The 24715-nt window shown below is 66.2% G+C and carries 27 protein-coding genes; 17 read left to right on the top strand and 10 right to left on the bottom strand.

Annotated features, from left to right (window positions below; translation table 11 throughout):
- Positions 1-6: 6 nt before the first annotated feature.
- From OH799_RS27055 to OH799_RS27025, 6 genes are all read left to right on the top strand, one after another.
- On the top strand, positions 7-1419 hold the full coding sequence (locus OH799_RS27055) for an aspartate aminotransferase family protein (RefSeq protein WP_406269588.1): 1413 nt from the start codon (positions 7-9) through the stop codon (positions 1417-1419).
- A 1-nt stretch (position 1420) separates the two neighbouring features.
- The gene (gene iaaH, locus OH799_RS27050; protein WP_406269585.1) at positions 1421-2854 is read left to right on the top strand and encodes an indoleacetamide hydrolase; all 1434 of its coding nucleotides are present in this window, start codon (positions 1421-1423) and stop codon (positions 2852-2854) included.
- On the top strand, positions 2851-4059 hold the full coding sequence (locus tag OH799_RS27040; protein ID WP_408976398.1) for a pyridoxal phosphate-dependent aminotransferase: 1209 nt from the start codon (positions 2851-2853) through the stop codon (positions 4057-4059). The genes iaaH and OH799_RS27040 overlap by 4 nt, the downstream gene beginning before the upstream one ends.
- The gene (locus OH799_RS27035) at positions 4049-4810 is read left to right on the top strand and encodes a tryptophan 2,3-dioxygenase family protein (RefSeq protein ID WP_406269578.1); all 762 of its coding nucleotides are present in this window, start codon (positions 4049-4051) and stop codon (positions 4808-4810) included. Before OH799_RS27040 ends, OH799_RS27035 begins: the two co-directional genes overlap by 11 nt.
- Entirely contained in the window at positions 4803-5831 is a 1029-nt protein-coding gene (locus OH799_RS27030) for a hypothetical protein (RefSeq protein WP_406269575.1), read from the top strand. Before OH799_RS27035 ends, OH799_RS27030 begins: the two co-directional genes overlap by 8 nt.
- 170 nt (positions 5832-6001) lie before the next feature.
- Entirely contained in the window at positions 6002-6256 is a 255-nt protein-coding gene (locus OH799_RS27025) for a hypothetical protein (protein WP_406269572.1), read from the top strand.
- Positions 6257-6416: 160 nt separating this feature from the next.
- Here OH799_RS27025 and OH799_RS27020 read toward each other — a convergent pair whose 3' ends face one another.
- The 5 genes from OH799_RS27020 to OH799_RS27000 all read right to left on the bottom strand — a co-directional run bounded on the left by OH799_RS27020 (position 6417) and on the right by OH799_RS27000 (position 11190).
- Positions 6417-7610 (bottom strand): acetyl-CoA C-acetyltransferase, encoded by a 1194-nt coding sequence (locus OH799_RS27020; protein WP_406269569.1) that lies wholly within the window; start codon positions 7608-7610, stop codon positions 6417-6419.
- 10 nt (positions 7611-7620) lie between these two features.
- Positions 7621-8241, bottom strand: coding sequence for a TetR/AcrR family transcriptional regulator (locus OH799_RS27015; protein WP_406269567.1), 621 nt, complete (start codon positions 8239-8241; stop codon positions 7621-7623).
- Between the two features lie 45 nt (positions 8242-8286).
- The gene (locus OH799_RS27010) at positions 8287-9060 is read right to left on the bottom strand and encodes a hypothetical protein (RefSeq protein WP_406269564.1); all 774 of its coding nucleotides are present in this window, start codon (positions 9058-9060) and stop codon (positions 8287-8289) included.
- Between the two features lie 127 nt (positions 9061-9187).
- Positions 9188-9982, bottom strand: a complete 795-nt coding sequence (locus tag OH799_RS27005) for an SDR family oxidoreductase (protein ID WP_406269561.1) — start codon at positions 9980-9982, stop codon at positions 9188-9190.
- Positions 9982-11190 (bottom strand): acyl-CoA dehydrogenase family protein, encoded by a 1209-nt coding sequence (locus tag OH799_RS27000; RefSeq protein ID WP_406282629.1) that lies wholly within the window; start codon positions 11188-11190, stop codon positions 9982-9984. The genes OH799_RS27005 and OH799_RS27000 overlap by 1 nt, the downstream gene beginning before the upstream one ends.
- Positions 11191-11274: 84 nt before the next feature.
- Between OH799_RS27000 and OH799_RS26995 the strand changes: the two genes are divergently transcribed.
- The 5 genes from OH799_RS26995 (at position 11275) to OH799_RS26975 (ending at position 17220) form a co-directional block, all read left to right on the top strand.
- Positions 11275-12828, top strand: coding sequence for a FadD3 family acyl-CoA ligase (locus OH799_RS26995; protein WP_406269558.1), 1554 nt, complete (start codon positions 11275-11277; stop codon positions 12826-12828).
- Positions 12828-13829, top strand: coding sequence for an enoyl-CoA hydratase (locus OH799_RS26990; protein ID WP_406269555.1), 1002 nt, complete (start codon positions 12828-12830; stop codon positions 13827-13829). Before OH799_RS26995 ends, OH799_RS26990 begins: the two co-directional genes overlap by 1 nt.
- On the top strand, positions 13829-14971 hold the full coding sequence (locus tag OH799_RS26985; RefSeq protein WP_406269552.1) for an acyl-CoA dehydrogenase family protein: 1143 nt from the start codon (positions 13829-13831) through the stop codon (positions 14969-14971). The genes OH799_RS26990 and OH799_RS26985 overlap by 1 nt, the downstream gene beginning before the upstream one ends.
- Before the next feature lie 91 nt (positions 14972-15062).
- Positions 15063-16094: an acyl-CoA dehydrogenase family protein gene (locus OH799_RS26980; protein WP_406269549.1), complete on the top strand. Its 1032-nt coding sequence runs from the start codon at positions 15063-15065 to the stop codon at positions 16092-16094.
- A gap of 70 nt (positions 16095-16164) precedes the next feature.
- Positions 16165-17220 (top strand): acyl-CoA dehydrogenase family protein, encoded by a 1056-nt coding sequence (locus tag OH799_RS26975; RefSeq protein ID WP_406269546.1) that lies wholly within the window; start codon positions 16165-16167, stop codon positions 17218-17220.
- A 77-nt stretch (positions 17221-17297) separates the two neighbouring features.
- Here the strand turns inward: OH799_RS26975 and OH799_RS26970 are convergent, their stop codons facing one another.
- Both OH799_RS26970 and OH799_RS26965 read right to left on the bottom strand, forming a co-directional pair.
- Positions 17298-18095, bottom strand: coding sequence for an inositol monophosphatase family protein (locus OH799_RS26970; RefSeq protein ID WP_406269544.1), 798 nt, complete (start codon positions 18093-18095; stop codon positions 17298-17300).
- Complete coding sequence (locus tag OH799_RS26965) at positions 18092-18943, bottom strand: DUF5919 domain-containing protein (protein ID WP_406269543.1); 852 nt, start codon at positions 18941-18943, stop codon at positions 18092-18094. Before OH799_RS26965 ends, OH799_RS26970 begins: the two co-directional genes overlap by 4 nt.
- Positions 18944-19086: 143 nt before the next feature.
- On the opposite strand from OH799_RS26965, the gene OH799_RS26960 reads away from it, so the two are divergent.
- From OH799_RS26960 to OH799_RS26950, 3 genes are read left to right on the top strand one after another with little or no spacing between them, the layout of a single operon-like run.
- Positions 19087-19377, top strand: coding sequence for a hypothetical protein (locus tag OH799_RS26960; protein ID WP_406269540.1), 291 nt, complete (start codon positions 19087-19089; stop codon positions 19375-19377).
- Positions 19374-19619 carry a hypothetical protein gene (locus OH799_RS26955; RefSeq protein ID WP_406269538.1) on the top strand — a complete coding sequence of 82 codons (246 nt, stop codon included), beginning with the start codon at positions 19374-19376 and terminating at the stop codon, positions 19617-19619. The genes OH799_RS26960 and OH799_RS26955 overlap by 4 nt, the downstream gene beginning before the upstream one ends.
- Positions 19616-20368 (top strand): DUF427 domain-containing protein, encoded by a 753-nt coding sequence (locus OH799_RS26950; RefSeq protein WP_406269535.1) that lies wholly within the window; start codon positions 19616-19618, stop codon positions 20366-20368. The genes OH799_RS26955 and OH799_RS26950 overlap by 4 nt, the downstream gene beginning before the upstream one ends.
- 168 nt (positions 20369-20536) lie before the next feature.
- Here the strand turns inward: OH799_RS26950 and OH799_RS26945 are convergent, their stop codons facing one another.
- The gene (locus tag OH799_RS26945; protein ID WP_406269533.1) at positions 20537-21454 is read right to left on the bottom strand and encodes an AraC family transcriptional regulator; all 918 of its coding nucleotides are present in this window, start codon (positions 21452-21454) and stop codon (positions 20537-20539) included.
- Between the two features lie 151 nt (positions 21455-21605).
- Between OH799_RS26945 and OH799_RS26940 the strand changes: the two genes are divergently transcribed.
- The 3 genes from OH799_RS26940 to OH799_RS26930 all read left to right on the top strand — a co-directional run bounded on the left by OH799_RS26940 (position 21606) and on the right by OH799_RS26930 (position 22852).
- Positions 21606-21785 (top strand): hypothetical protein, encoded by a 180-nt coding sequence (locus tag OH799_RS26940; protein WP_406269530.1) that lies wholly within the window; start codon positions 21606-21608, stop codon positions 21783-21785.
- Positions 21786-21986: 201 nt separating this feature from the next.
- Positions 21987-22439, top strand: a complete 453-nt coding sequence (locus OH799_RS26935; RefSeq protein WP_406269527.1) for a YbaB/EbfC family nucleoid-associated protein — start codon at positions 21987-21989, stop codon at positions 22437-22439.
- Positions 22439-22852, top strand: a complete 414-nt coding sequence (locus OH799_RS26930) for a YbaB/EbfC family nucleoid-associated protein (RefSeq protein WP_406269524.1) — start codon at positions 22439-22441, stop codon at positions 22850-22852. The genes OH799_RS26935 and OH799_RS26930 overlap by 1 nt, the downstream gene beginning before the upstream one ends.
- Before the next feature lie 111 nt (positions 22853-22963).
- Here the strand turns inward: OH799_RS26930 and OH799_RS26925 are convergent, their stop codons facing one another.
- Entirely contained in the window at positions 22964-23293 is a 330-nt protein-coding gene (locus tag OH799_RS26925; protein ID WP_406269522.1) for a hypothetical protein, read from the bottom strand.
- Positions 23293-24567: a Rieske 2Fe-2S domain-containing protein gene (locus tag OH799_RS26920; RefSeq protein ID WP_406269518.1), complete on the bottom strand. Its 1275-nt coding sequence runs from the start codon at positions 24565-24567 to the stop codon at positions 23293-23295. Before OH799_RS26920 ends, OH799_RS26925 begins: the two co-directional genes overlap by 1 nt.
- Positions 24568-24715 lie beyond the last annotated feature (148 nt).

Here is a 24715-nt window from a genome sequence, read left to right as displayed (position 1 = left end):
ATTCTCGTGACCTTGCTCGAAACCATAGCCGCACAAAGAATAAGAGATGAATATCTCGTTCGCACGCCGAAATCTCTGCGGCTACACGAGAACGCGAAGGAATGGCTTCCCGGAGGTGATACCCGGACGATCAACCATTTCACGCCATACCCCACTTTCATGGACCACGGCGCCGGTTGCGTGATGACCGATGTCGACGGCAACGATTATCTCGACTTCTACAACAACATGAGCGCGACCGTGCACGGTCATTGTCATCCCGCACTGCTCGCGGCGGCGGCAGAACAAATCGGTAAGAGCTCCGCCCTCGGCACGCCCGTGGAGGTGCAGGCTCGGCACGCGGCCATGGTGTGCGAGCGCGTTCCGTCGATCGAAAAAGTGCGGTATTGCAATTCGGGCACCGAGGCGACCATGCTCACCATCCGGGCCGCGCGGGCGTTCACCGGCCGTGACGTCATCGTCAAGATCGACGGCGGCTACCACGGACTGCACGATGATGCGCAGATCAACATGTTCACAGGCCTGACCGATCCGACGTATCCGCAGGAAGGCCTGCCGGAATCCTTCCCGCCGGCCCAGCCTGCGCGCGGGGTGCCCAAGGCGCGGATGCGCGAGGTGATGCTGCTGCCGTACAACGATCTGGCGGCGGCGCGGGAACTGTTGGCTTTGCACGCCGAGCGGATCGCCGCGCTCATCGTGGAACCGATGATGGGTGCGGCAGGCGGTATTCCTGGCGACGTCGCATATCTGCGTGGTCTGCGCGAACTCACCACTGCTCATGACGTGCTGCTCATCTTCGACGAGTGCGCCACGTTCCGGATGGGGCCGCTGCAACGTCGCTACGACATCACACCGGATCTCACCTCACTCAGCAAGATCATCGGCGGCGGCTTCCCGCTGGGCGCATTCGGCGGTCGCGAAGACATCATGGCCCAGTTCGACCCCACCCGACCAGGTCACGTCTATCACGCGGGCGCGTTCGGTGGGAACAACATGAGTCTGGCCGTCGGGCTGGCCGCGCTGGACACCTACGGCCCCGCCGAAGTGGAGCAGCTCAACGCGAAAGGCGAGCGGCTGATCCGGGACCTCCCCGAAGCGGCACGCCGGGCGGGCGTGCGACTGCGGATGACCGGCATCGGGTCCCTGATGCACCTGCACTGGGGCCACGGGCCGATCAACAACCCGCAAGATGCGCTGGCCCGCCGGGCCGGCTTGGCGGAACTGCCCGAGTTGTTTCACCTCGCGCTGCTCAACCGCGGAATCTACACGGCGCGCCGCGGCTTGTTCGCCCTGTCCATCCCGATGACCGACCACCACATCGAGACGTTCATCGACGCCGTGCACGACGTGCTGCTCGAGCTCAGCCCCTACATCAGCACACACATTCCACACCTGCTCGTCGAGAATGCGGGACACTGATATGGACCCGATCGAGTGGGGCGTCGCCGACGCGGCGGCTCACATCAAACGAGGTTCGGTGTCCGCGAGGGAATATGCTCGGGCGCTTCTGGATCGTATAGACGAACATCGCGCACTCGGCGCCTTCATCACCGTACGCGCGGAGGCGGTGCTCGCCGCAGCCGAACAGGCCGACGCAGCGCGATCGAGCGGGGCGGTACTCGGGCCGTTGCACGGTGTGCCGCTCGCCGTCAAAGACAACATCGACACCGCCGACCTACCCACCACCGGTGGCACGCCCGCCCTGCGCGAGCACCAGCCGTCCGCCGACGCCGACGTGGTGCGCCGACTGCGGGATGCCGGAGCGCTGGTGTTGGGCAAAACCAACCTGCACGAGCTGGCTTACGGCATGACCAGCAATAACGGTTCTTACGGCCCGGTGGCCAATCCGTACCGGCCGGAGCGGATAGCCGGCGGCAGTAGCGGAGGCACCGCCGCGGCGGTTGCCGCCCGGTTGGCGCCCGCTGGATTGGGCACCGACACCGGTGGTTCGGTGCGGATGCCCGCGAGCCTGTGCGGCGTGGTCGGCTTCCGCCCCACCGTGGGTCGCTACTCGCAACGAGGTCTCATTCTGGTGTCCGGCACCCGCGATACGGTCGGGCCGTTGGCCAGGACCGTCGAGGATGTGCGGCTGCTGGATTCGGTCCTGAGCGGGGTTACCGAGCCGGAAGACGTCACTCCCGCGCCGGTGCGGCTCGGCGTCGTGCGCCGTCCCTTCGTCGACGGACTTGCCCCCGACCTGGCGGAGTGTTTCGAACGACGCACAGCTCAGCTCGCTGCCGCCGGGATCGACATCGTGGAGCTGGAATTTCCCGCGCACACCGGCGACCTCATCGCCAAAGCAGGTTTCCCGATCGCCTTCTACGAGACACCCTTCGAGCTGCAGAACTACCTGACGACTGGCAATATCGCCATGTCGTTGGCCGAGCTCGTCGCGTGTTGCGGAAGCCCCGATGTCGAACAGCTTCTCACCGGACTTTTGGGCACGGACGCGATCTCTCCCGACGACTACACGGCCGCGATGACGCGCTATCGGCCCGAGTTGGACGAACTGGTGCGCACCAGCCTGACCACGCACCGGCTCGACGCACTGCTGTGGCCGACCACGCCGGTCACCGCGGCGCCGATCGGGGCCGACGAGGTGGAGTTGGGCGGCGAGCTGGTTTCGGCGTTCCTCGCCTACAGCCGCACCACCAACCTCGGCAGTATTCTCGGGTGGCCCGGCGTCAGTGTGCCTGCCGGACTGGACAGCTCCGGGCTGCCGATAGGAATCGCGCTGGACGGACCACCCGGCAGCGACAGCCGTTTGCTGCGGATCGCCCGCACCTGTGAGCAGCTGTTCGGGCCGCTGCCGAGTCCGCGAGCCACCTCGGTTTCCGGCGAGAAGGCCCGATGATTCCCTATCGTGAGGTGATCGCGGGTCCCGAGTTACGCACCAGGTTCCCCGACACCGAACTCGTGTCCGAATACCTGGCAGCGGGCAGCCCGGCCGGTGAACTCATCTATCTAGGTTTCGGCGAAACGTGGACCAGGACCGCGCCCGGCTTGACCGCGGGATTGGCCGCGCTGCCGACGCACACACACGGATACGTCATATCGCAGTACGGTCTGCCCCGTCTACAACGCGTCCTGCGTTCGTATATCACTCGCACGCACGGGCTCGCGCCCGAATCCTCCGGGGATTACGAAGTCGCGGTGACCGCGGGCGGCACGAGAAACGCAATGTTCGACTTCGGCCGGATGCTGCGCGCCGAAGGCGTCGCCACGGTGCTCGCGCCTATGCCCGGCTGGGACTATGCCGGGGTTTTCGGGCCGCTCGGCTGCCGGATGCGCTATTACCCGTTGGACGCGGGCCAGCCCGTCACCACCGACCTCGCCATGGACCACAACACGCTGCTGGTGATCAACGCCCAGCACAATCCCACTGGCGCCAACTGGCGGCCCGAACTCGTCCGCCAGTTGCTCGAAACGGCGCGAGCGGCCGGCGCGGCGATCTTGCTGGATGATGCGTACTTCGGGGTCCACGATCCGGAACGGACACCGACATCCGCCCTGCGGATGCTGTTGCGGCAAACGCCCGAATCGCGCTGGCTGGCGGTCCGGTCACTGGGAAAGCAATTCCATTGCAGTGGTTGGGGAATAGGCGCGGCAACCGCACATCCACACACGCTCGACACGTTGGTCAACCAGTGGCAGTTTCAACGGAGTTTCGCCAGTGCCATTCCTCTTCAGGAGGCGATGGCAAGCTGGCTCTCCGATCCGGCGTCCGAGCGCTACCTCGCCGAACAGGGGCGGGAATACACCGAAAAACGGTCCGCCGTGCATGATTCGCTGTGCGAACTCGGCTACCCGGCCGACCTGGCACAGGTCGGGGAGTTCGCACCGTTCGCGCACCTGCCGCTGCCCCGGGCACAGCGACACGGTTCGGTGGCGCAGTTCCGTCGCGAATGTCTGCGGCAGACGGGCGTACTGGTGGGGGTCGATCGGTGGGACGCCGAAATCGGTGACCGATCACCGTGCTACCGGCTGTATTTGGGACCGCCGCTCCCGGTGATCATCGAGGCGCTCACCCGGATGAGTAAGGCAGGCTATGGATACTGACCTTGCCCAGCTGACCTACGCCGACTACCTGCACCTGGACCAGGTGCTCGGCGCGCAGCAGCCACGCACCGATCCAGAACAGCACGACGAGATGATGTTCATCATCTGCCATCAGGTCACCGAACTATGGCTCAAACTGTTGTTGCACGAACTGACCGCGGTACGGGAAGCATTCCGTGCGGATACCCCGGGGCTGCCCACCTTGTCCCGCGCCGAGCAAGTGCTGTTGCGACTGAACGAGCAATGGGCGGTGTTGGACACCTTGTCGCCCGGCGCATTTCACCTGTTGCGGCCCTATCTGGGCCGGGCATCCGGCCTGTATTCGAAGCAGTATCGGGACCTGGAGTTCCTGCTCGGAAAACGCCACCCCGGCTGGCGGAATTTCGCGGCCCGCTACGCCACCGAGCCGAGCCTGTTCGACGAACTGATTCGATATCTGCACCGGCGCGGCCATGCCGTGCCCGAGCACTATCTGGAACGAGACTGGAGTCGACGCCGGGAATCCACGCCTGAACTGTTCGGAGTGTTCCAACGAATTCAGGCCGCCGAGCAGCGTGTCGAGTATCAGATCGCTACACATCTCCTTGCCATCGATGGGCACCTGCGGGAATGGCGGCGGCGTCATCTCCAGCTCGTGCTGAAGCATCTCGGCAGCACTCCAGGCACCGCGGGCACCTCGGGCGCACGCTATCTCGAAGCCACCATCGATGACGTGTTCTTCCCCGAACTGATTCAGCCACAGCATGATTGACCATCTGTTCGTCGCCGACGCGGCGTGGCTCGGCGCGGACGACCTCGCCGGGCCCACCGCGGTAGGCGTGTGCGGCGACGAGATCAGCTGGATCGGCCCGCCCTCCGCCGCGCCGACCGCCGTGCCGCGAACGCACCTCGACGGGATACTGCTGCCCGGTCTCACCGACCACCATGTGCACACAGCCCTGATCGACCCTGCCGAACTCCTGGTGGCCGGAGTGACCACCCTGGTCGATCTCGGCGGCATGCCCGACGACCTCTGGCCACTGGTCGAGCGCTCGCGGAACGATCCGAACCTGCCCCGAATCCGGGCGGCGGGCCCCTTCCTCACCGCGCCCGGCGGTTATCCCACCCAACAGGATTGGGCCCCAGCGGGAATCGCACTCGAAGTCGATGGACCACATTCGGGCGCCGCGGCCGTCGAATCGTTACTCCCGCACGAGCCGATAACGATAAAGGTCGCCCTCAATTCCGAAGCGGGTCCGGTCGTCGACGACGCCACCTTGCGCGCAATAGTCCACACGGCGGCCGACCATGGCATTCCGGTGACCGCACATACCCAGGGATCCGGACAAACCTTGCGGGCGTATCAGGCCGGGATACGGGTACTCGCACACACACCGTGGACGGAAACCCTCACCGACGACTTGATCAACGACCTCGCCCGCAGCACGACGATCATCTCCACCCTCGATATCCATGGTTGGGGAACTCCCACCCATGAACGAGACACCGCCTTGCGCAATCTCCACCGCTTCCACGCAGCAGGCGGAACCGTCCGGTACGGCACCGACCTGGGCAATGGTCCACTGCCGCGCGCTGTCAACGCCCGAGAAGTCGCCGCACTCACCGAAGCCGGGCTGACGCCAGTCGACATCCTGCACGCGATCACCAGCTCACTACTGCGCCCTGGCGTCCCGGCGGACCTGACCGCCGTCCCCGTGGATCCGACGACGAACCCCGGCGCGCTCAGCCGAGCAATCACGATCCACAAGGCTGGCATGCGGGGTATCCGATGACGACAGAGGGCGTTCGGCCCGTTCTCGGGACATCTGGGATACGGATCACGATGGAGTGTCGGCCATATCACGACGGGTGATTCCGCTGGCGAGCCGCAGGGCTCGAGTAGTCGGCAGTGCTAGCTTCGCCCTGCTCCACCAACGAAACCGATCGACAGGGAAGGTTTGGTATGGGAAACAGGTCTGTTCGAGCCGTCGTGTCGATCGCCGCGGTCGCTGCCGGTGCGCTGACTGTAGGACTCGCCGCGCTGCCCGCAACGAGCGAAACGGCAAGCGGCACTGTCGCATATCTCGCGCAGGACGACGACTCCGGTCAAGTGTCCGACGAGGGTGGCAAGGGCGACGGAAGTGGCGATGAGAAAGGCAAGGGAAAAGGCAAAGGGAAGGGCAAGGGAAAAGGCAAAGGAAAAGGCGGCGGCGAGTAGACCACAGCCCAGGGTGGCGAAAAGGAGGCTTGGTCCCGAGCGCAGTCGGACCACGAGGTTCAGTCCGACCGTGCTCGGATAGTCGCCGATTCGGCAGTCGAATCGGTGACGCACAAGCCGAGCGGCACGCTTGTCCGACGTGCCGCTCGGTGGTACGGAGTCAGTGGGACAGCCGCTCGATGATGGTGGCGTTCGCGGTGCCGCCGCCCTCGCAGATGGTCAGCAGTCCGTAGCGGCCGTCGATCCGTTCCAGTTCGTTGAGCAGTGTCGCGAAAAGCTTTGCGCCCGTGGCGCCGAGCGGGTGGCCGAGAGCGATGGCGCCACCGTTGACGTTGACACGCTCCGGGTCGGCGCCGATCTCCTTCAGCCAGGCGAGCACCACCGGTGCGAATGCCTCGTTGATCTCGACCACATCGATATCGTCGATGGTCAGACCGGACTTCTCCAACGCCCATTTGGTCGCTGGAATCGGGGCGCTGAGCATGAAAATCGGATCCGCGCCGCGCGCGCTCACGTGGTGGATGCGCGCCCGTGGCGTCAGGCCGTACTCCTGCACGGCCCATTCGGAGGCGAGCAAGGTGGCGCTGGCGCCGTCCGAAATCTGGCTCGCCACAGCGGCGGTCAGCGGGCTGCCCTCGGCGAGTGCGGGGAGCGTGGCCATCTTCTCCAGGCTGGTCTCACGTGGGCCCTGGTCGATCCAGAAGTCGCCGACCGGCACGATCTCGTTGTCGAAGCGGCCGTTCTTGATGGCGTCGCGCGCCCGCTGGTGGCTGCGCAGTGCCCAGCGTTCCATGTCCTCCCTGCTGATACCCCACTTCTCGGCGATCAGCTGAGCGCCGCGGAACTGCGACACCTCGCCGATGCCGTAGCGGTGGTCCCAGCCCTGCGCGCCGACGAACGGTGACTCGAAGCCGTACTCCTTGCCCGCTAGCATGGCCGCGGAGATCGGGATGGCGCTCATGTTCTGCACTCCGCCCGCGACGATCACCTCGGCGGTGCCGCTCATGATGGCCTGCGCGCCGAAATTGATGGCCTGCTGGCTGGATCCACACTGCCGGTCGACCGTGACACCGGGAACCTCTTCGGGGTAGCCCGCGGTCAGCCACATGGTGCGGCCGATGTTGCCCGCCTGCGGCCCCACGTTGTCGACGCAACCTACGACGACGTCGTCGACGTTGCCGGGGTCGATCGGCGTGCGGTCCAACAGACCGCGCAGCGCGACCGCACCGAGGTCGGCCGGGTGCACGCCCGCCAGTGCGCCGCCGCGCTTGCCGACCGGGGTGCGTACCGCATCGATCACGTAGGCGTCCCGCTGTGGGATGTAAGGGCGACGGGACGCGGAAGGTGCTGACATGTAAGGGCTCCTACGTGGTGCGCCGCTCGGGGACGGTGAGCCCGTCGAGCACGATGGTCAGGTACTGCTTGGCGAGGTTGTCGACGGTGATGGCACCGCCTGGCCGGTACCACCGCACCGCGACCCATACCGTGTCGCGCAGGAACCGGTAGGCCAGTTCGACGTCGAGTTCCGGCCGGAAACTGCCGTCCTCGACGCCGCTGGTCAGCACCCGGTGCCAGAGTTCGCGGAATTCGCGGTTGTAGTCGGCGATGTAGGTGAACCGCTCCGTGGTGCTCAGGCGCTTGGCCTCGCCCTGGTAGATGGCCACCGCGGCGTGCCAGCGGTTGAACGACTCGTAGGACGCGAGCACCAAAGCTTCCAAAGTGTCTCGCGAACTCAACCCGGAGGAGACGATCTCGCGGTAGCGGCCGAACAGGTCGTCCAGGAAACCGCGCAAGATATCGTCCACCATCGATTCCTTCGAATCGAAGTGGTGGTAGAGACTGCCCGACAGGATTCCGGCCGCATCGGCGATGTCGCGCACCGTGGTGGCGCGCAGTCCTCGCTCGGCGAACAGCTCGGCCGCCAGTGCGAGCAGTTCGTTGCGCCGTGCTGATTTCGAGGCGTCTGGTGCGGTCACGAAGCCCATAATACAACCTAGCATTTGCTTGGTCGAGTGGGTTGGCACGGTGACTCAGCGCGCCGAGTAGCGCAGTGGCGAGGAGACCGACAGGTCGGCGAGCAACCGATCGCAGATCACCACGGGTGACACGCCGGCCCTGGCCATCCGCGTGACGAGTGCGAGACGACGCTCGCAGCTGTCCCATTCGACGGTGAGCTCGCCACGGTCGGGTCCGGCGTCCACCGTGGCCATCACCCGCGGCGGGCCGTAGCGCACAGGCTCCTCGATCAGCTTGAGCAGCATGCCGCGCTGCCAGGCGCGATAGGTTTCCATGTCCGCGGCCAGCACCATCTTGTCGGTAGCGGCGCACAGACCGCGCGCGACCTCGTCCGCGAAAGCCATCCGGTCGAACCGGAACTTCCGACACTTCGCGACGACGGCGAGCAGATCCGCGCGGACCTCGCACAGCAGCGCGTACTGGCGTTGTCTGCGCCGATCCTCTTCACTTTCGGAAGTGTCGAATTCGGAGCTCAGCCCGATGCGTCTGGCGCGCTCCCGATCGCGGGCCAGATCGGCGCGTAGCGCACCGCGCGGGTCGCGTGCGACCTCGCCTTCGTCGACGGCGTGTTCCTCGAGAATCTGCGCGGCACGCATGGCGGTCGCGCATTCGGAGGTGTGCTCGATGAGTTCGGCTCCGAGCGTGAGCGCGGAAAATATCAAACTGTCCAGCCGCCGTCTGGCCAGCACGACTTCGCGCACCAACTCGAGTTCCAATTGTTCGCGGGCAGGTGGGCGATCCAGGCCCATAGCCATCGCCCCCTTGGCGGGTATGAGATTCGACCCCATCCAGCATGGCACACCCGGTGAGCCGATGCGCCCTCGTTTTCCACACCTTGATCAGCCGTCCACTCAGCGTGCCGAATAGGCGCGAACAGCGCAGCGCCGCAGGCGCTGCAAAAACAAACACAGCAGCTCAGGCACGTTGGCTACTGACCGAGACCACCTCGCCGGTCAGGTAAGAGGTGTAGTCGCTGGCCAGCATCGCGATCGTCGCGGCGACCTCCCACGGCTCGGCCGCGCGGCCGAATGCCTCGCGTTCGGACAACCGGTCGAGCAGTTCGGTCGAGCTGACCTTGTCCAGAAAGGCGTGCCTGGCGATGCTCGGCGCCACCGCGTTTATCCGGACGCCGAATTCGGCGGCCTCGACCGCGCTGCACCTGGTCAGCGCCATCACGCCGGCCTTGGCCGCGGCGTAGTGTGCCTGGCCGTGCTGCGCGCGCCAGCCCAGCACGCTGGCGTTGTTCACGATCACGCCGCCGTGGCCGGCGTCGCGGAAGTAGGCCAGCGCGGCACGGGTGCAGCGGAAGGTGCCGTTCAGGGTGATATCCAGGACCCGGCCCCACTGCTCGTCGGTCATGTCGACCACCAGGGTCTCGCCGCCGAGCCCGGCGTTGTTGACCATGATGTCGATCCGGCCGATGGCCTCGGCAGCGCCGCGCACCAGCGCGTCGACCTGCTCGGTGCTCTGCACGTCACACGCGATCGAGGCGACCCGCCGGTTCGGGAACTCGGCGGCCAGCTCGGTCGCGGTCTCCGCGAGACGTCGCTCATGCCAATCGGAGACGACCACATCAGCGCCTTCGGCGAGCAGCCTGTGCGCGGTGGCCGAACCGATGCCAGTGCCCGCGGCGGCAGTGATCACAGCGGTGCGTCCGGTCAGCAGGCCGTGCCCCGGAACCGGCGCGGGGGCGACCGACAGCGGCCCCATCACGCGCGCGCCTCACGCGGCAGTCCGAGCACGCGCTCGGCGATGATATTGCGCTGCACTTCGTTCGAACCTCCGTAGATGGTGTCGGCGCGGGTGAACAGATACAGCCGCTGCCATTCGTCGAGATCGTCCTCGCCCGCCACCAGCCCGCGCGCGCCGAGCACGGCCATGGCCAGCTCGCCGAGGCCGCGGTGCCAGTTGGCCCACAACAGTTTCGCCACCGACGCCTGGCCGCCCCCATCGTCCACACCCGCGGCCCCCAGCGTGCGCATCGCGTGCGCACGCAGGACGCGCAGCCCGACCCAGGCCCGATCGACCCGGTCGGCGATCAGCGGATCGTCTGCCGCGCCGGTGCGATGGGCCAGCGCTTCGATATCGGCCAGCTCACGCGCGAACCGAATCTGCTGGCCGAGCGTGGAGATGCCCCGCTCGAAGGTCAGTGTGCCCATGGCGATGCGCCAGCCGTCACCAGGCTCGCCGACCACCAGGTCGGCCGCGGTGCGCGCGTTGTCGAAGAAGACCTCGTTGAACTCCGAGGTGCCGGTCAGCTGGATGATCGGGCGCACGTCGATGCCCGGCTGTTGCATCGGGACGAGTAGGTAGGAAAGGCCCTTGTGCCTGGTAGAGCCGCGCTCGGTGCGGGCGACGAGGAAACACCAGTCCGCGACATGCGCCAGCGAGGTCCAGATCTTCTGCCCATTGATCGACCACTCGTCGCCGTCCAGGTGCGCCGCGGTGCTGATCGCGGCCAAGTCCGACCCTGCCCCCGGTTCCGAATAGCCCTGGCACCACAGCTCGGTGACCGCGCGGATGCCCGGCAGGAACCGATCCTTCTGGGCGGGGGTGCCGAAAGCGAGCAAGGTGGGCCCGAGCAGTTCCTCGCCGACGTGCGAGACCCGCGCGGGCGCGTTGGCCTTGGCGTACTCCTCGTGGAAGATCACCTGCCGGCGCACAGTCGCCGCCCGGCCACCGTACTCCTTGGGCCAACCCAGGCAGGTCCACCCCGCCGCGGCCAGGTGCCGGTCCCAGGCGAGCCGCTCCTCGAAGGCCTCGTGCTCTCGACCGGGACCGCCGAGGCCGCGCAGCTCACGGAATTCTCCGTCGAGGTTCTCCGCCAGCCACTCGCGCACCTCGGTGGCGAATTGCGCGTCTTGCGCAGCGGAAAACCGTCCGTCCGGCGCAGCGGTGTCGGATTCTGAGGTCTGGATAGCACCCACGCCGGTAGGATAACCTACCAAGCACTTGCTTTGTAGAGCGCGGACATAAGTGGCTCGCACGGACGGTGAGGAAACGTGACAACCCCTGCACAAACGACACCGATGGCACTGCACCACGCCGCCCGCACGTTCGGCGCCGCACCGGCTATCGCCGACGGCCCGGTCCGGCTGAACTGGACGCAGCTGCTCGAGGCGGTCCAGGAGGTGGCGCGGGCACTCATCGCGCGCGGTGTGTGTATCGGCGACCGGGTAGCCATGTGGGCACCCAACACCCACCACTGGGTGATCGCCGCGCTCGGCGCGCACTACGCCGGCGCGGCACTGGTGCCGTTGAACACCCGCTATGTCGCCGACGAGGCCGCGGACCTGCTCGGCCGGGTGGAGGTGAAGGCACTTTTCGTCGCAGGGAACTTCCTCGGCCGCGACCGGCTCGCAGAACTCCGCGCGGCCGCACGCGCTCTCGCTATCGACACGGTGGTGGTCATTCCGGTCGAGGCGGGCGGTGAGAACACCGACATCGCCGCTCTGGACTGGTCGGAGCTTGCGACCGTCGCCGAACGGGTCACGGTGGCCGAGGCGGAGGAACGCGCCGTGGCGGTCGGCCCCGACGACATCTCCGACATCCTGTTCACCTCCGGCACCACCGGTCGCAGCAAGGGCACTCTGGTCGCGCATCGGCAGGCGCTGTCGGTGGTGCGGGCGTGGGCGGAATGCGCCACGCTGCGCGGTGACGACCGGTATCTGGTGGTGAGCCCGTTCTTCCACAACTTCGGCTACAAGGCGGGCATCCTCGCTTGCCTCGTCACCGGGGCAACGACCATCCCGCAGGCCACCTTCGACGTGCCGGAGACCATGCGCTTGGTCGCCGAAGAGAAGATCACGGTGCTGCCAGGGCCGCCGACTATCTATCAGACGATCCTCGACTTCCCCGACCGCGCCAAGTACGACGTGAGCACGCTGCGAGTGGCCGTCACCGGCGCGGCGACGGTGCCTGTCGTGCTGGTCGAGCGGATGGGTTCGGAACTCGGATTCGACGTCGTCATCACCGCATACGGCCTGTCCGAGGCCGCGGGATTCGGCACCATGTGCCGCGCCGACGACGACGCCGAGACCATCGCGAATACCTGCGGCAGGCCGATCGCGGACTTCGAATTGCGACTCAGCGAGGCAGGAGAGGTCTTGCTGCGCGGACCCAACGTGATGCTCGGCTACCTGGACGACCCGGAGAGCACCGCGGAGACCATCGACGCCGAGGGCTGGCTGCACACCGGCGATATCGGCACGCTCGACGACCGCGGGTATCTGAAGATCACCGACCGGCTCAAAGACATGTACATCTCCGGCGGCTTCAACGTGTACCCGGCCGAGATCGAGCAGGCGCTGGCCCGGCTGGATGGCGTGGCCGAGTCCGCCGTCGTCGGGGTACCCGATGCCAGGATGGGCGAGGTGGGCAAGGCGTACGTGGTACGCAAGCCCGGCTCGCGGCTCACCGAGGAGCAGGTGCTCGCCCACGCCACCACCGTGCTGGCCAATTTCAAGGTGCCGCGGTTCGTCGAGTTCCGCGATCAGCTGCCCTACAGCGCCGCTGGGAAAGTGCTCAAACGTCAATTACGTGAGGAGAAATCGTAATGTCGGAACCGGCAATCCCCGTCGGGGCGGAGGGGCGGGAAGAACACAGCGCGGAGGGGCGAGCAGAACACAGCGCGGAGGGGCGGGAAGAACACAGCGCGGAGGGGCGAGCAGAACACAGCACGCAGAGGGAAGAACACGAGGGCGAAGTCGTCACCTACGAGAGGCGTGGCCGCGTCGCGATTGTCACACTGAACCGGCCCGACTACCGCAACGCGCAGAACTCGGTGATGACCTACGCGCTCGATGCCGCCTTCGAGCGGGCCGTGGACGACGCCGAGGTGGGGGTGATCGTGTTGGCGGGCAATGGGAAACACTTCAGCGCCGGGCATGACATCGGCACCCCTGGCCGGGACCACCACGTGCGGTACCAGAACAAGGCCGCGCTGTGGTGGGACCACGTCGACCGGGTCGGCGGCGACCAGCGTTTCGCCCGCGAACTCGAGGTCTATCTCGGCATGTGCAGGCGGTGGCGGGACATTCCGAAGCCGACTATCGCGATGGTGCAGGGCGCCTGCATCGCCGGTGGGCTGATGCTGGCATGGGTGTGCGACCTGATCATCGCCTCCGACGACGCGTTCTTCTCCGACCCGGTTGTCCGCATGGGCATTCCGGGCGTCGAATATTTCGCGCACCCCTGGGTGATGGGACCCCGCGCGGCCAAGGAGTTCCTCTTCACCGGCGACCGATTCGGCGCAGCGCAGGCCAAGGAATGGGGCATGGTGAACCGGGTGGTGCCGCGCGCGGAGCTCGAGGCCGAGACCCTGGCGCTCGCCGAGAAGATCGCCACCATGCCGCAATTCGGGCTCGCCCTGACCAAGAAGGCGGTCAACCAAGCCGAGGACCTGATGGGTATGCGTTCGGGGATGGACTCGGTTTTCGGGCTGCACCACTTCGCGCACGCGCACAACGCGGAAGTCGGCGCCGATGCACTGGGCGGCATGAACGCCAAGTCGATGAAGGCCACGGCGAGCACCGCGGAACAGAACGGAACAACGTAGTGGATCTGGATCTCGACCAGGCGACTCAGGAATTTCAGCGGGAGGTCCGCGAATTCCTCGCCGCGAACAAACCCACCCCACCGCTGCCCTCGATGGACACCATGGCCGGCTTCGAGGCGCATCGCACGTGGGAGCGCACCCTCGCCGACGCACGCCTCTCCGCGGTCGCCTGGCCGGAGGAGTTCGGCGGACGCAACGCCTCGTTGCTGGAATGGGTGCTGTTCGAGCAGGAGTATTACACCGCGGGCGCACCGGGGCGGGTCAGCCAGAACGGCATCTTCCTGCTCGCGCCGACACTGTTCGAGCACGGCACGCCCGAGCAGCTGGAGCGGATAATGCCGCGGATGGCGCGCGGCGACGACATCTGGGCGCAGGCCTGGTCCGAGCCGGAGGCGGGAAGCGATCTGGCGGGCATCCGCTCCACCGCCCGGCGCACCACCGGTGGCTGGCTGCTCAGCGGCCAGAAGACCTGGAGTTCACGCGCCGCCTACGCGGACTGGGCGTTCGGGCTGTTCCGCAGCGACCCGGAGGCCGAGCGGCACAAGGGCCTCACCTACATGATGTTCCCGCTGACCGCCGACGGTGTGCAGGTGCGCCCGATCCCACAGCTGGACGGCGAGCCAGGCTTCGCCGAGATCTTCCTCGACGACGTGTTCGTGCCCGACCGCGACGTGATCGGCGCGCCGGGCGAGGGCTGGCGGGTCGCGATGAGCACCTCCAGCAACGAACGCGGCCTCTCACTGCGCAGCCCGGGCCGTTTCAGCGCCACCGCGCAGCGGCTGATCGATCTGTGGCTGGACAGTGGCGACCACACCAACACCACACAGCGCGACGCCGTGGTGGACGCCTGGATCGGCAGCGAGGCCTACCGGCTACACACCTTCGCCACCGTCACCCGGTTGGACGAGGGCGGAAAGCTGGGCGCCGAATCCTCGATCACCAAGGTGTTCTGGTCCGAACTCGACATCGCCATGCACGACACCGCGCTGGCGGTGCTCGGCGAGGCAGCCGAGCGGGCCGGGCCGTGGACCGACGGCTACCTGTTCGCGCTGTCCGGTCCGATCTACGCGGGCACCAACGAGATTCAGCGCAACATCATTGCCGAGCGGCTGCTCGGACTACCGAGAGGAAGCAGCCGATGAGTGTGCAATACCTGTCCGGCGACTACCCGTCTCGAGCCATCTATTGGTCTGCTTCTACGACGCGGGAGTCGCGTATGGAAAGGAGGGCTCGATGAGATTCGCGCTCAGTCCCGAACAGCTCGACTTCGGCACGAGTCTGCGCAAGCTGTTCGACGCGGGGCGCACGCCGAATGTCGTGCGCGCCTGGGCCGCTGGTGACCCGCGTCCCGGCCGCGCACTGATCAAGCAGCTAGCCGAGGCGGGTGTCCTCGGCCTCGCCGTCGCCGAGGAACACGGCGGCGTCGGCGCCGAACCGATCGATCTGGTCGTGGCGTTCCAGGAGATCGGCAGGGCCGCCGTGCCTGGCCCACTGGTGGAGACCGCTGCCGCGATACCGGCGCTGCTGCAAGCACTTCCGGACCAGAGCCTGGCCGCACGGTGGCTGCCCGGCTTCGCGGGGGGCGCGGCGCTGGGCACCGTGGCCTTCGCGACACCCGGCCAGAGCAGCGTCGCGCTGGACGCCGACACCGCCGAGGTGGTGCTGCACGCCGACGGCACGCAGCTGAGCACCGGCCATCGCGCCGGCCTGGTGCGGTCGGTCGATGCCGCGCGCCGGTTGTTCGCCGTCGACCTCGACGACGTGGTCGCCGAGGGGCCGCAGGTGCGCGACGCCGCCGCTGCCGGGTTTGATACCGGCGCACTGGCCTGCGCGGCCCAGCTGCTCGGCGCGGGACGGTCGCTGTTGCACGCTGCCACCGGATACGCCAAGCAGCGCAAGCAGTTCGGCAAGCCGATCGGCGAATTCCAGGCCGTGAAACAGAAGCTCGCCGACGTGCTGATCGGGCTGGACCTGGCCGAGCCACTACTCTTCCGCGCCGCGCTGACCATGGGGGAACCGACCCGCGCCCGTAACGTGTCGGCCGCCGTGATCGCCTGCGGCGATGCGGCCTACCGGGCGGCGCGCGCCGCGCTGCAGGTGCACGGCGCGATCGGTTACACCGCCGAATACGACCTGTCGCTGTGGCTGACCAAGGTGACGGCGCTTCGTTCTGCCTGGGGCACATCGGATCTGCATCGTTCCCGCATCGCTCGTGCGCTGCGCGATGACACCGTCAAAGGCGGCGCATTGCGAGGCACCGCATGAGCGCGGCGAGCGAATCATCAACACGGCGCACGGCGCGCATGACGGAGCCGAGCGCCGGCGCGGTGCGGTCATGAGCACTTCCGAACATCAGGAGTTCATCGCGTCGGTCCGGGCGCTACTCACCAAGCACGCCGGGTCCGCCGCGATGCGCGCGGCGATGGATACCGAGCTGGGCTACGACCCCGTACTGTGGCGGCTGCTGTCCGAGCAGATCGGGGTGGGCGCGCTGGCCATTCCCGAGGAGTACGGCGGTTTCGGCGCCGGCCTGGTCGAATCCCTTGTGGTGGTCGGCGAAGTGGGCCGAACACTCGCTGGTGTGCCGATGCTCGGTTCGGCCGTACTCGGCGCACAGGCCGTGCTGCTGTCGAACGATGCCGAGGCGTGTGCGCGGCTGCTGCCCGGGGTCGCCGAGGGCACCAGGACGATCGCGGTCTGCTGGGCGGACGAGAGCGGCTGGGACGAGCACGGCGTGCACGAAGCCGACGGAACCCTCACCGGCACCGCGCACTACGTGCTGGACGGGATGTCCGCCGACTCCCTCGTCGCCGTGACCCCGACCGGCTTCTTCGAGGTCGAGCCCACCGCCCCGAGTATCACCCTGCGATCCGCACCGACCATGGACCCCACCCGAAGGCTCGCCGAGATCACCTTCGCCGCGGCACCCGCCCGCCGCCTCGGCTCCGGTGATCCGACGGGCGCCATCGCGCGGCTGCGCGAGATCGCTTGGGCCGCTGTGGCCGCCGAGCAGGTCGGTGTCGCGGAACGCTGCCTGGAGATGACGGTGGAGTACGCCAAGTCCCGAGTGCAGTTCGGCCGTGTGATCGGCAGCTTCCAGGCGCTCAAACACCGGATGGCGGATATGTACGTGCTGCTGGAGTCGGCCAGGTCCGCGTCTGTCGCGGCCACCACGGCCGTGGCGACGAACAGCCCGTCGGCCGCCGAAGACGTGTGGGTCGCCCGCGTGCACTGCTCGGAGGCGCTCACCGCCATCGCGGCCGAGACCGTCCAGCTGCACGGCGGCATCGCGATCACGTGGGAGCACGACGCGCATCTGTTCTTCAAGCGCGCGCATGGGGATGCACAGTTGTTCGGCACGCCGCGGCGGCCGTCGACCCGGTCGGCCTGAAGGCCAGGGCGGATCGGAATCGGACTTACCGATCCGATCGACGGAGTGGTGCTCGCAAACGGCCCGACTGTGGACGTTCAGCTCGATCTTTCGATCAGAGTTACGAGTTGGTCGGCAACAGCTGGGGATGCGGCGATCGTGTCACGGGAGTCGAGGCTGTGCCGACGGTAGGAGGAGTCGAGGACAACAGCGCCCGCTTCGCGGGCGATGAGCACGCCAGCGGCCGTATCCCAGGGCTTGTTGGATAGGATGACACAGGCATCGATCCGTCCCTCGGCGACCCATGCGAGATCGAGAGCTGCGGATCCGAACATTCGTATGCGCTCGACGGTTGCTGCCAATGCGGCGGTGAGGGCAATGCGGCGCTTGTTCTTGGGCTCCGCGTCCGGACCGACCGCGTAGTCACCAATGGAAATGATCGCTCGGCTGAGCGTTTTGGTGTTGCTCGCCGTGATCAGCTTGTCGTTGCCGCACGCGCCCTGCCCAGCCGCAGCATAGTACTCGAGGTCGAGGAACGGTGCGGCGATGACTCCGATGACCGGTTCACCATCGCGAACCAGAGCTAGCGACACCGCGCAGAGCGGCAATCCATGGATGAAGTTGGATGTTCCGTCGATCGGGTCGAGAATCCACATGTACCCGCCAGTGCTGTCGGGCGGACCGTCACCGATTTCCTCACCCAGGAAACCGAACTCGGGTGTCGCATCGGCCAGATACCGCCTGATGTGCTCTTGAATTCGGTGGTCCAGGTCAGTCGCGTAGTCACGGTCGTTCTTGGTGTGGACGATTCCTCGATCGGCCGTGCTGAGGAGTTCGGCTCCTTGGTCAACAGCCGAACGGGCGATTGCGAGTAGTTCGTCTCCACGGCCTGTCATATCGACGGTGCCTCCCGAGCGCTGGACCACATGGTTTCGAAGACTTCGGAGAAGGTGTCGAAAAGCCCTGGCGGATCTGATTTTCGCGCGATCAGCGTCGGAGATTCGACTCCTCGGGCTGTCGGCAAGTAGGGCTGAATGACGCATACTGCGGAGTCGACGATGGTGATATTGAAACGGACGGTCTCATCGTAAGTTCGGATCTGAATGGACTCTATCTGCTGTGTGGCGGATTTTTGCTGCACTCGTATCAAGCACTGCATGTTGAGTTCGGTAAGGCTCGACAGCACCCCGGGTGGATGACCCTCCTCGGTCTCCCGTGCACGGATGTGGGTTCCGTTCGGATCAAGGAAGAGACAACGAAGGTTGGTGCCGGATTCGAGCAACCTCATGAGGTCGGTGTCCGAATATTGCTGGCAGAGCAGATTCAGTGACAGGCCCGCCATATCGATCCGCTGAGCGTTCTCGAAGAGCTTCCGAGGGGGCATGGCGTGCAAGAACTCGGTTCGGTTCGCGAAGACCGCCTCAACGTCGGCCATGAGGCGATCGGGAGTTTGTGCTCTGGTCTGGATTTCGCGGGTCAGTCGAATATCGCTGGGTTTCGCGCAGTCTTCGAAGAGTTCGTCGACCGACCAACCGGGAAACATGGCCTCCAGAATCCGACGGTGATGAGGGTACGGCAAGCTCGTGACATTTCCGGAGAGCCAGCGATAGAACTGGGCCTTCTTGGGGCCGGCGCCGACGAATTCGGGTTCGGATTTGCTTGCGATTCGGTCGTATTCGCGGTTGAACGCTGAAACGGTCTGGAGGTGACGCTGGTGCAGCAGGGCTTTCAGTAAAGTTCCCACAGGTACGCCACCTCTCGATCTTTCTGGCTTTACCGAAATGCGAAGAAGATGAGACATAGAAGATACCTCCGCTAGTTCACCTGATCAAGGTGATGCATCGGTGGCGGCGCGGACAGACTGGTGCGCTGCTGACACTTCTCCGCATGGATCAGATCGTCACTGTAGGAGTCGTTGCCGTCGCACTGGCGCTGCTGGCCGTCGGCACCTTCTACGTTCTGCCGCACCTGCTCGACGGAGACGACGCCTTACCAGAATCAGCAGTGCCCGTTGCGGACATCATCGATCGCCTCGACATCGAGCAGGCTCACGCGGCCATGCAGGACCACATCCGATGGGACATCGATTCCTGCTCGAACAAGGCATTCGCGTACTGGACGCTGGTCGATGCCGGGCACATCGTCCCAGACGAACGCGCACAGCGGAGGGTGTCATGACCACACCCGTAAACGCAGAGGTCGTCCGCATCCGCCACCGGGTCTGCGGTGAGCACCCAGGCGAAATCTCTCTCGACGTCGCGAAGATCATCCTGTCCCAGCACGCGGGGCACGGCGAGCACTGCCTGCAATTCCTCGGCGCCCTGAACCGAGCCTCGGTGGTGTGCGGTGAAGCCGCAGTCACGAGCCTCCTCCGTCATTCTCGGCCTGGGCGCCGCGAGGAGTACGGTCAGGAGGTATGACCGAAGCGAAGCGGGGACGCGTCAGGGTCGAGACCAGCCAGAAGCGGGTGCGGGTCTATCTGGGCGGGCAGCTGGTGGCCGACTCCGCCAGGCCGGTGCTCGTGTGGGAGAACCCGCACTATCCGACCTACTATCTGCCCGTCACGGATGTGCACGCGAAGCTCGAGCCGAACGGAACAACCCAGCACTCCCCCAGTCGCGGCGAAGCGACCGGCTACGACGTCGTGGTGGACGGCACGACCGGCACCGGTGCGGCGGCGCGATATCACGATTCACCGCTCGCCGAACTGCGCGAACTGGTCCGGCTGGAGTGGAACGCGATGGACGAATGGTTCGAGGAGGACGAGCCGGTCTACGTCCACCCACGAGATCCGTACTCCCGGGTGGACATCCTGGCCAGCTCGCGACACGTGAAGGTGGTGATCGACGGCGTCACCGTCGCCGACTCCCACTCGCCGCGCATCCTCTTCGAAACCGGCTTGCCCGCCCGGTTCTACCTGCCGATGACCGACGCCCGGATGGACCTGCTGCAGCCATCCGACACGCACACCGGCTGCCCCTACAAGGGCACCGCTGACTACTGGAACGTCCGCATCGCCGACAAGGAATATCCCGACTACGTCTGGGGCTACCGCACCCCGCTCCCGGAAAGCCAGAAGCTTGCCGGGCTTGTCTGTTTCTACAACGAGAAGGTAGACATCTACGTCGACGGCGAACTCCAGGAACGGCCCCGCTCACCGTTCAGCTGAGCTGATGCGCACCCGTGAGGAACTCGCGCCCTCGATCGGGCCCGGCGGCGGCCAGCAGGTATGAATCTTCGGATGGACTCCGGCAGCCGCCGGTCCGGACAGCAGCGCGGCGCAAGCCTCGCGACGGCTTCGCCGGTTTCGCTGGACGCGGCGGCGCGGGCCGCTTGATCAGACCGCGACCAGAGGGGGGTTGTCCTCGGCGCGGCGGTATCGGCCCGGGGCCAGACCGTATTCGCGTTTGAAGGCCTTCGCGAAGGCGAATTCCGAGGTGTAGCCGACCTGGCGGGCTACGCTGCCGAGACCATTGTCGGTTTCGCGGAGCAGGCGGGCGGCGGTGAGCATTCGCCAGCGGGTCACGTACGCCAATGGCGGTTCACCTACGGTCGCGGTGAATCGGCGGGCAAGGGTGGCGCGGGAGACACCTGCTATGTCGCTGAGATCGGGAACGGTCCACGCCTTCGCGGGCTCCTCGTGCACCGCGCGTAGCACCGCTGCGACCGCGGGATCGACGAAAGCGCCTGCCCAGCCAGTGGTTTGCGCGTCGGCCTGCTCGTCGAACCACGCGCGCAGGATGAACAACAGCAGCGTATCCAGTAGCGCGGGCACGGCGGCGTCGCTACCGGGCCTCGGTTCGGCGATCTCGGCGGCCAGCAGATCGACGGCACCACGCAGCGCCGGGTGACGGCCGGGACGTGCTGCGAGATGGATGAATTCGGGTAGCTCGTCGAGGATCGGATGGCTGCGTTGCCTGCCGAGTTCGTACGCACCGCACAACAGCGCGGTCCGCACGCCCGGCCCGACGATCTCTCGCGACTCCCCGGGCGAAGCCGTCTCGGTGACCGGACTGTCCATGCTGTCGACCAGATCATGATCAGCACCGCGCGGCATGAACAGCACGTCCCCGACCCCGAGTGCCATCGGCTCGCCGCTCGGCGGAACCACCCAGCACGACCCCTGCAACACCACGTGGAAGCCCGCGCCGGGCACGACAGGATACCGACGACCCCACGGGGCGTGCCGGATGAACAGGCCGGAGGTCGGACTACCGGTGCGGATGGCCGCGATGGTCTCGCTGAGAATGTCCACGTAGTCACCGTAGCACTCGAAGATTGAGCGTTTCAGGCATAATTGAGAGTGATACGGCCATTTGTTTACTCATGCGTCAGTCGTAGATTCTGATTCATGACATAGATGAATACCACCGGAACTCGGCGCGGACGGCCACAAAGTCCGCGGTGTGGTGAGCGGCGTCGACTCCTACCGTGATTCGGCGCTGATGGCGGTCGAGACCGCCGTGCGCCTGGCCGAAGGCGCCACCCAGCCGGGTGCGCTCGCCGCCGCCGAGGCCTTCGACGCGGCGGACTTCCTCGACGCGTTGGCGCCGTTCGGAATCACCTGGCACATCCGAGAACACTGAGTGCGCGGGCGACAGCGGCCGACGTCATGCGATACGTAGACCACGACACGGTTCCCAGCGACGGGAAGGCCGGCTTCCGTTCGGAGCCCTCGGCGTCCCGATAATCAGCGAACACCGTGTGCCCGGCGCTGAGCGAGCGAATTCCGCCGAACCGAGGGCGGGCTCGCGGGGTGAGAAGAATGAGCGAATGGGAGGCCGCCCGTGGACCGATGGAAGCGGGAGGGCCTGCGGTCGGGCAACCGCGGGTTGCGCAACCAGATCGACTACATCCTGGATGCTTACGAGCGGCAGCAGGCGCATCGGGCCGACGTGCAGAAGAAACTGGACGCACTGCGCGTGAAAGCCGGTTCGTCCGATCAACTGGCCGAGGTGACGGTGGACAGCGCGGGAGTGGTCACCGAGGTGCGCTTGTCGGCGGCCGCAATGCGCGGAACACCGGAACAACTTGGACGGTCGATCACGGAAGCCGCCCAGGAGGCGGCGCGGCTGGCGTGGTCACAGCGCGAAGAGGTGAGCGCTCCGATCACCGAGGCTGCCGAAGCCCTACCCGATCTACCCGACATGGTGCCCGGAGCGCCGAGCTGGCGCGATAGTCGCGAATCCATCGACGACAACGGCCAGTCCCAGGCATTGCTCGACACGGACAACCACTGATGGACGCTCAGTACGAACAGCAACGTTCTCAACTCGCCGATATCCGGGAGCAGCTGTCCGCCGTGCATGCCCAGGCCAGTTCGGCCGACCGGCTGGTCACGGTGACGGTCGATTTTTCGGGCATCGTCACCGACGTGAGCTTGGACCCGCGGGCGCTGCGCACCACAGGCGCGGATCTCGGCCGAATCGTCACCGAAACAGCTAGGGCGGCAGCACGTCTCGCGCATCAGCAAACGACCGAAACGATCGCCCCGATCGTCGACGTCGTCGGCAGCATGCCCGAACTCACCGATCTGCTGCCGGGTGCACCAAGTCTGCGCGAACCGGATACCGCCATCCCCCAGGACGACGCAGTCCAGGAAGACGACGACGACGAGTACGCCGAAGAATCACAAATCGGGGTTATCACATAAGGACATTCGACAGCCACATGACTGCTCGTTCCACTGAGTGTGGCCAGCGGTCATCGCTGGGTGTCACGGCGATCGGCCGGTGCACCGATCGCGCGGCGCGCGTAGCCGCGTTCACTCGGAAATGTGGAGCACGCCCTCGTCCACGGCCCATTTGATGGTGCGCTCGAGCTGCGGGCAGGAGTCGGGACGACCCGGCCCGAAGCCGTTCGCGCTCAGTTCGGCGAAGACCGGGCAGTGGCTGGCCGGGTCGTCGGTCCATTGCACCGAGGTCTGGTGCGGACTGCTCTTTCGCACCAGCACCTCGCTCCGGCAAGCCTGACACCGCAGCGGAGTCAGGCCGTCCTCCAGATAGCGCTGCTTGTCTACCACGGTCTGGGCGCGCATTTCGGCCTGCCGAGCAGGCTGGTCGGCGAAATCGGGTGCCTTCGCCCAGGTGACCATCAGACGTTGGCCTCGGCTTCCTCGACCTCGCGCTTGCGCCGCAGGTTCTCCGCGACCTCGGCTTCCCACGCCTCGTTCGCCTTGGTGGTGTCCACCTCGAACTCGAAGCGCTGGGTCATTTTCTCGGTGACGTCGGCCAGGTCGACGTAGAACTGGTCATACCAGCGACGCAGCTGGTAGACCGGGCCGTCCTCGTCGCACAGCAGCGGGTTCTCGACCTTGGACTTGTGCTTCCAGATCTCGACGTCCTGCTGGAAGCCGACGCTGATGCCCTCGGTCATCTTCTCCGCCAGTCTGTCGGCCATCTGGCCATCGACGCCCTGCGGCTTCTCCAGCGTGATACCCCACTGCAGCACGAAGGAGCTTTGCGTTACCGGATAGTGGCAGTTGATCAGCACGCTTTTGACTTCGTAGCCGCTGTAGATGTTGATCAGCGGGTTGATCATGTACGACGGCCCGAAGTACGACGCCTCCGACTTCAACAGGGTGTCGCCGCCATACTTGGAGGCCATGCCGATGTCCGGCCGGCCTTTGGTCTCCAGGAACTGGGTGGCGATGTGGCCTTCGAAGACGTTTTTGAAGTACGTCGGAAAGGCGAAGTGGATGTAGAAGAAGTGGGCCATGTCGACCACGTTGTCGATGATCTCGCGGCAGTTGGCTCCCTCGATCAGCATCGAGTTCCAGGTCCAGTCGGTCCACCCGCTGTCGAGTTCCTCGGTCGGGTTGCCGTCCGCGTCGGTGTAGGGACCCTTGATGTGCGGGATGGCGACCTCAGTCGGTGGCTGGCTCCCCTCGTGGTCATGCCAGACGAACAGCTGGCCGTTGCGCTCCAGCGTGGTCCACTTCCTGGTGCGCGCCAAGGGCGGCACCCGCCGCGCGTAGGGAATCGCGGTGCATTTTCCGTTGGTGCCCGACCAGCGCCAGTCGTGGAACGGGCAGGCGATGTCGTCGCCCTTGACCTCGCCCATGGTCAGGTCGCCACCCATGTGCCTGCAGTAGGCGTCGAGTACCCGAAGTTCACCGTGGCTGTCGGCCCAGACGACGAGCTTGGTCCCGAACACATCGACCGCGTGCGGCTTGCCGTCACGGAACGCCTTGGCCAGGCCCAGGCAATGCCATCCCCGGGCATACCGGGTCGGCGTGGTACCGACGTCCAGATCCCGGACCCTCGCACCGCTCCGCGGGGTGGGATGGGCCGCCTCGCGGGTCCCTACGGGGTTACGCACGCTGCCGCCTCCGGATCCGTCGTTCGGCGGCGGTGGGGTAACTGCCATCGCGATTCCTCCTCCTTCTGTACTAGAACACGTTACAAAATTGGCGCCCTCGACGCCAGCGATTTGCCCCACTTCCTGCGCGGGTTCAATTGCGACATGGGGTGAACATCGGTTCTCGACATAAATAGGAACCTGTTCTAGTCTCAGA

Origin of the sequence: Nocardia sp. NBC_00881, from assembly GCF_045207455.1 — a bacterium.
Classification (GTDB): Bacteria; Actinomycetota; Actinomycetes; order Mycobacteriales; family Mycobacteriaceae; genus Nocardia.
Note: the sequence above shows the minus strand (reverse complement) of the source record. Positions and strands in the feature narration are given on the sequence as shown.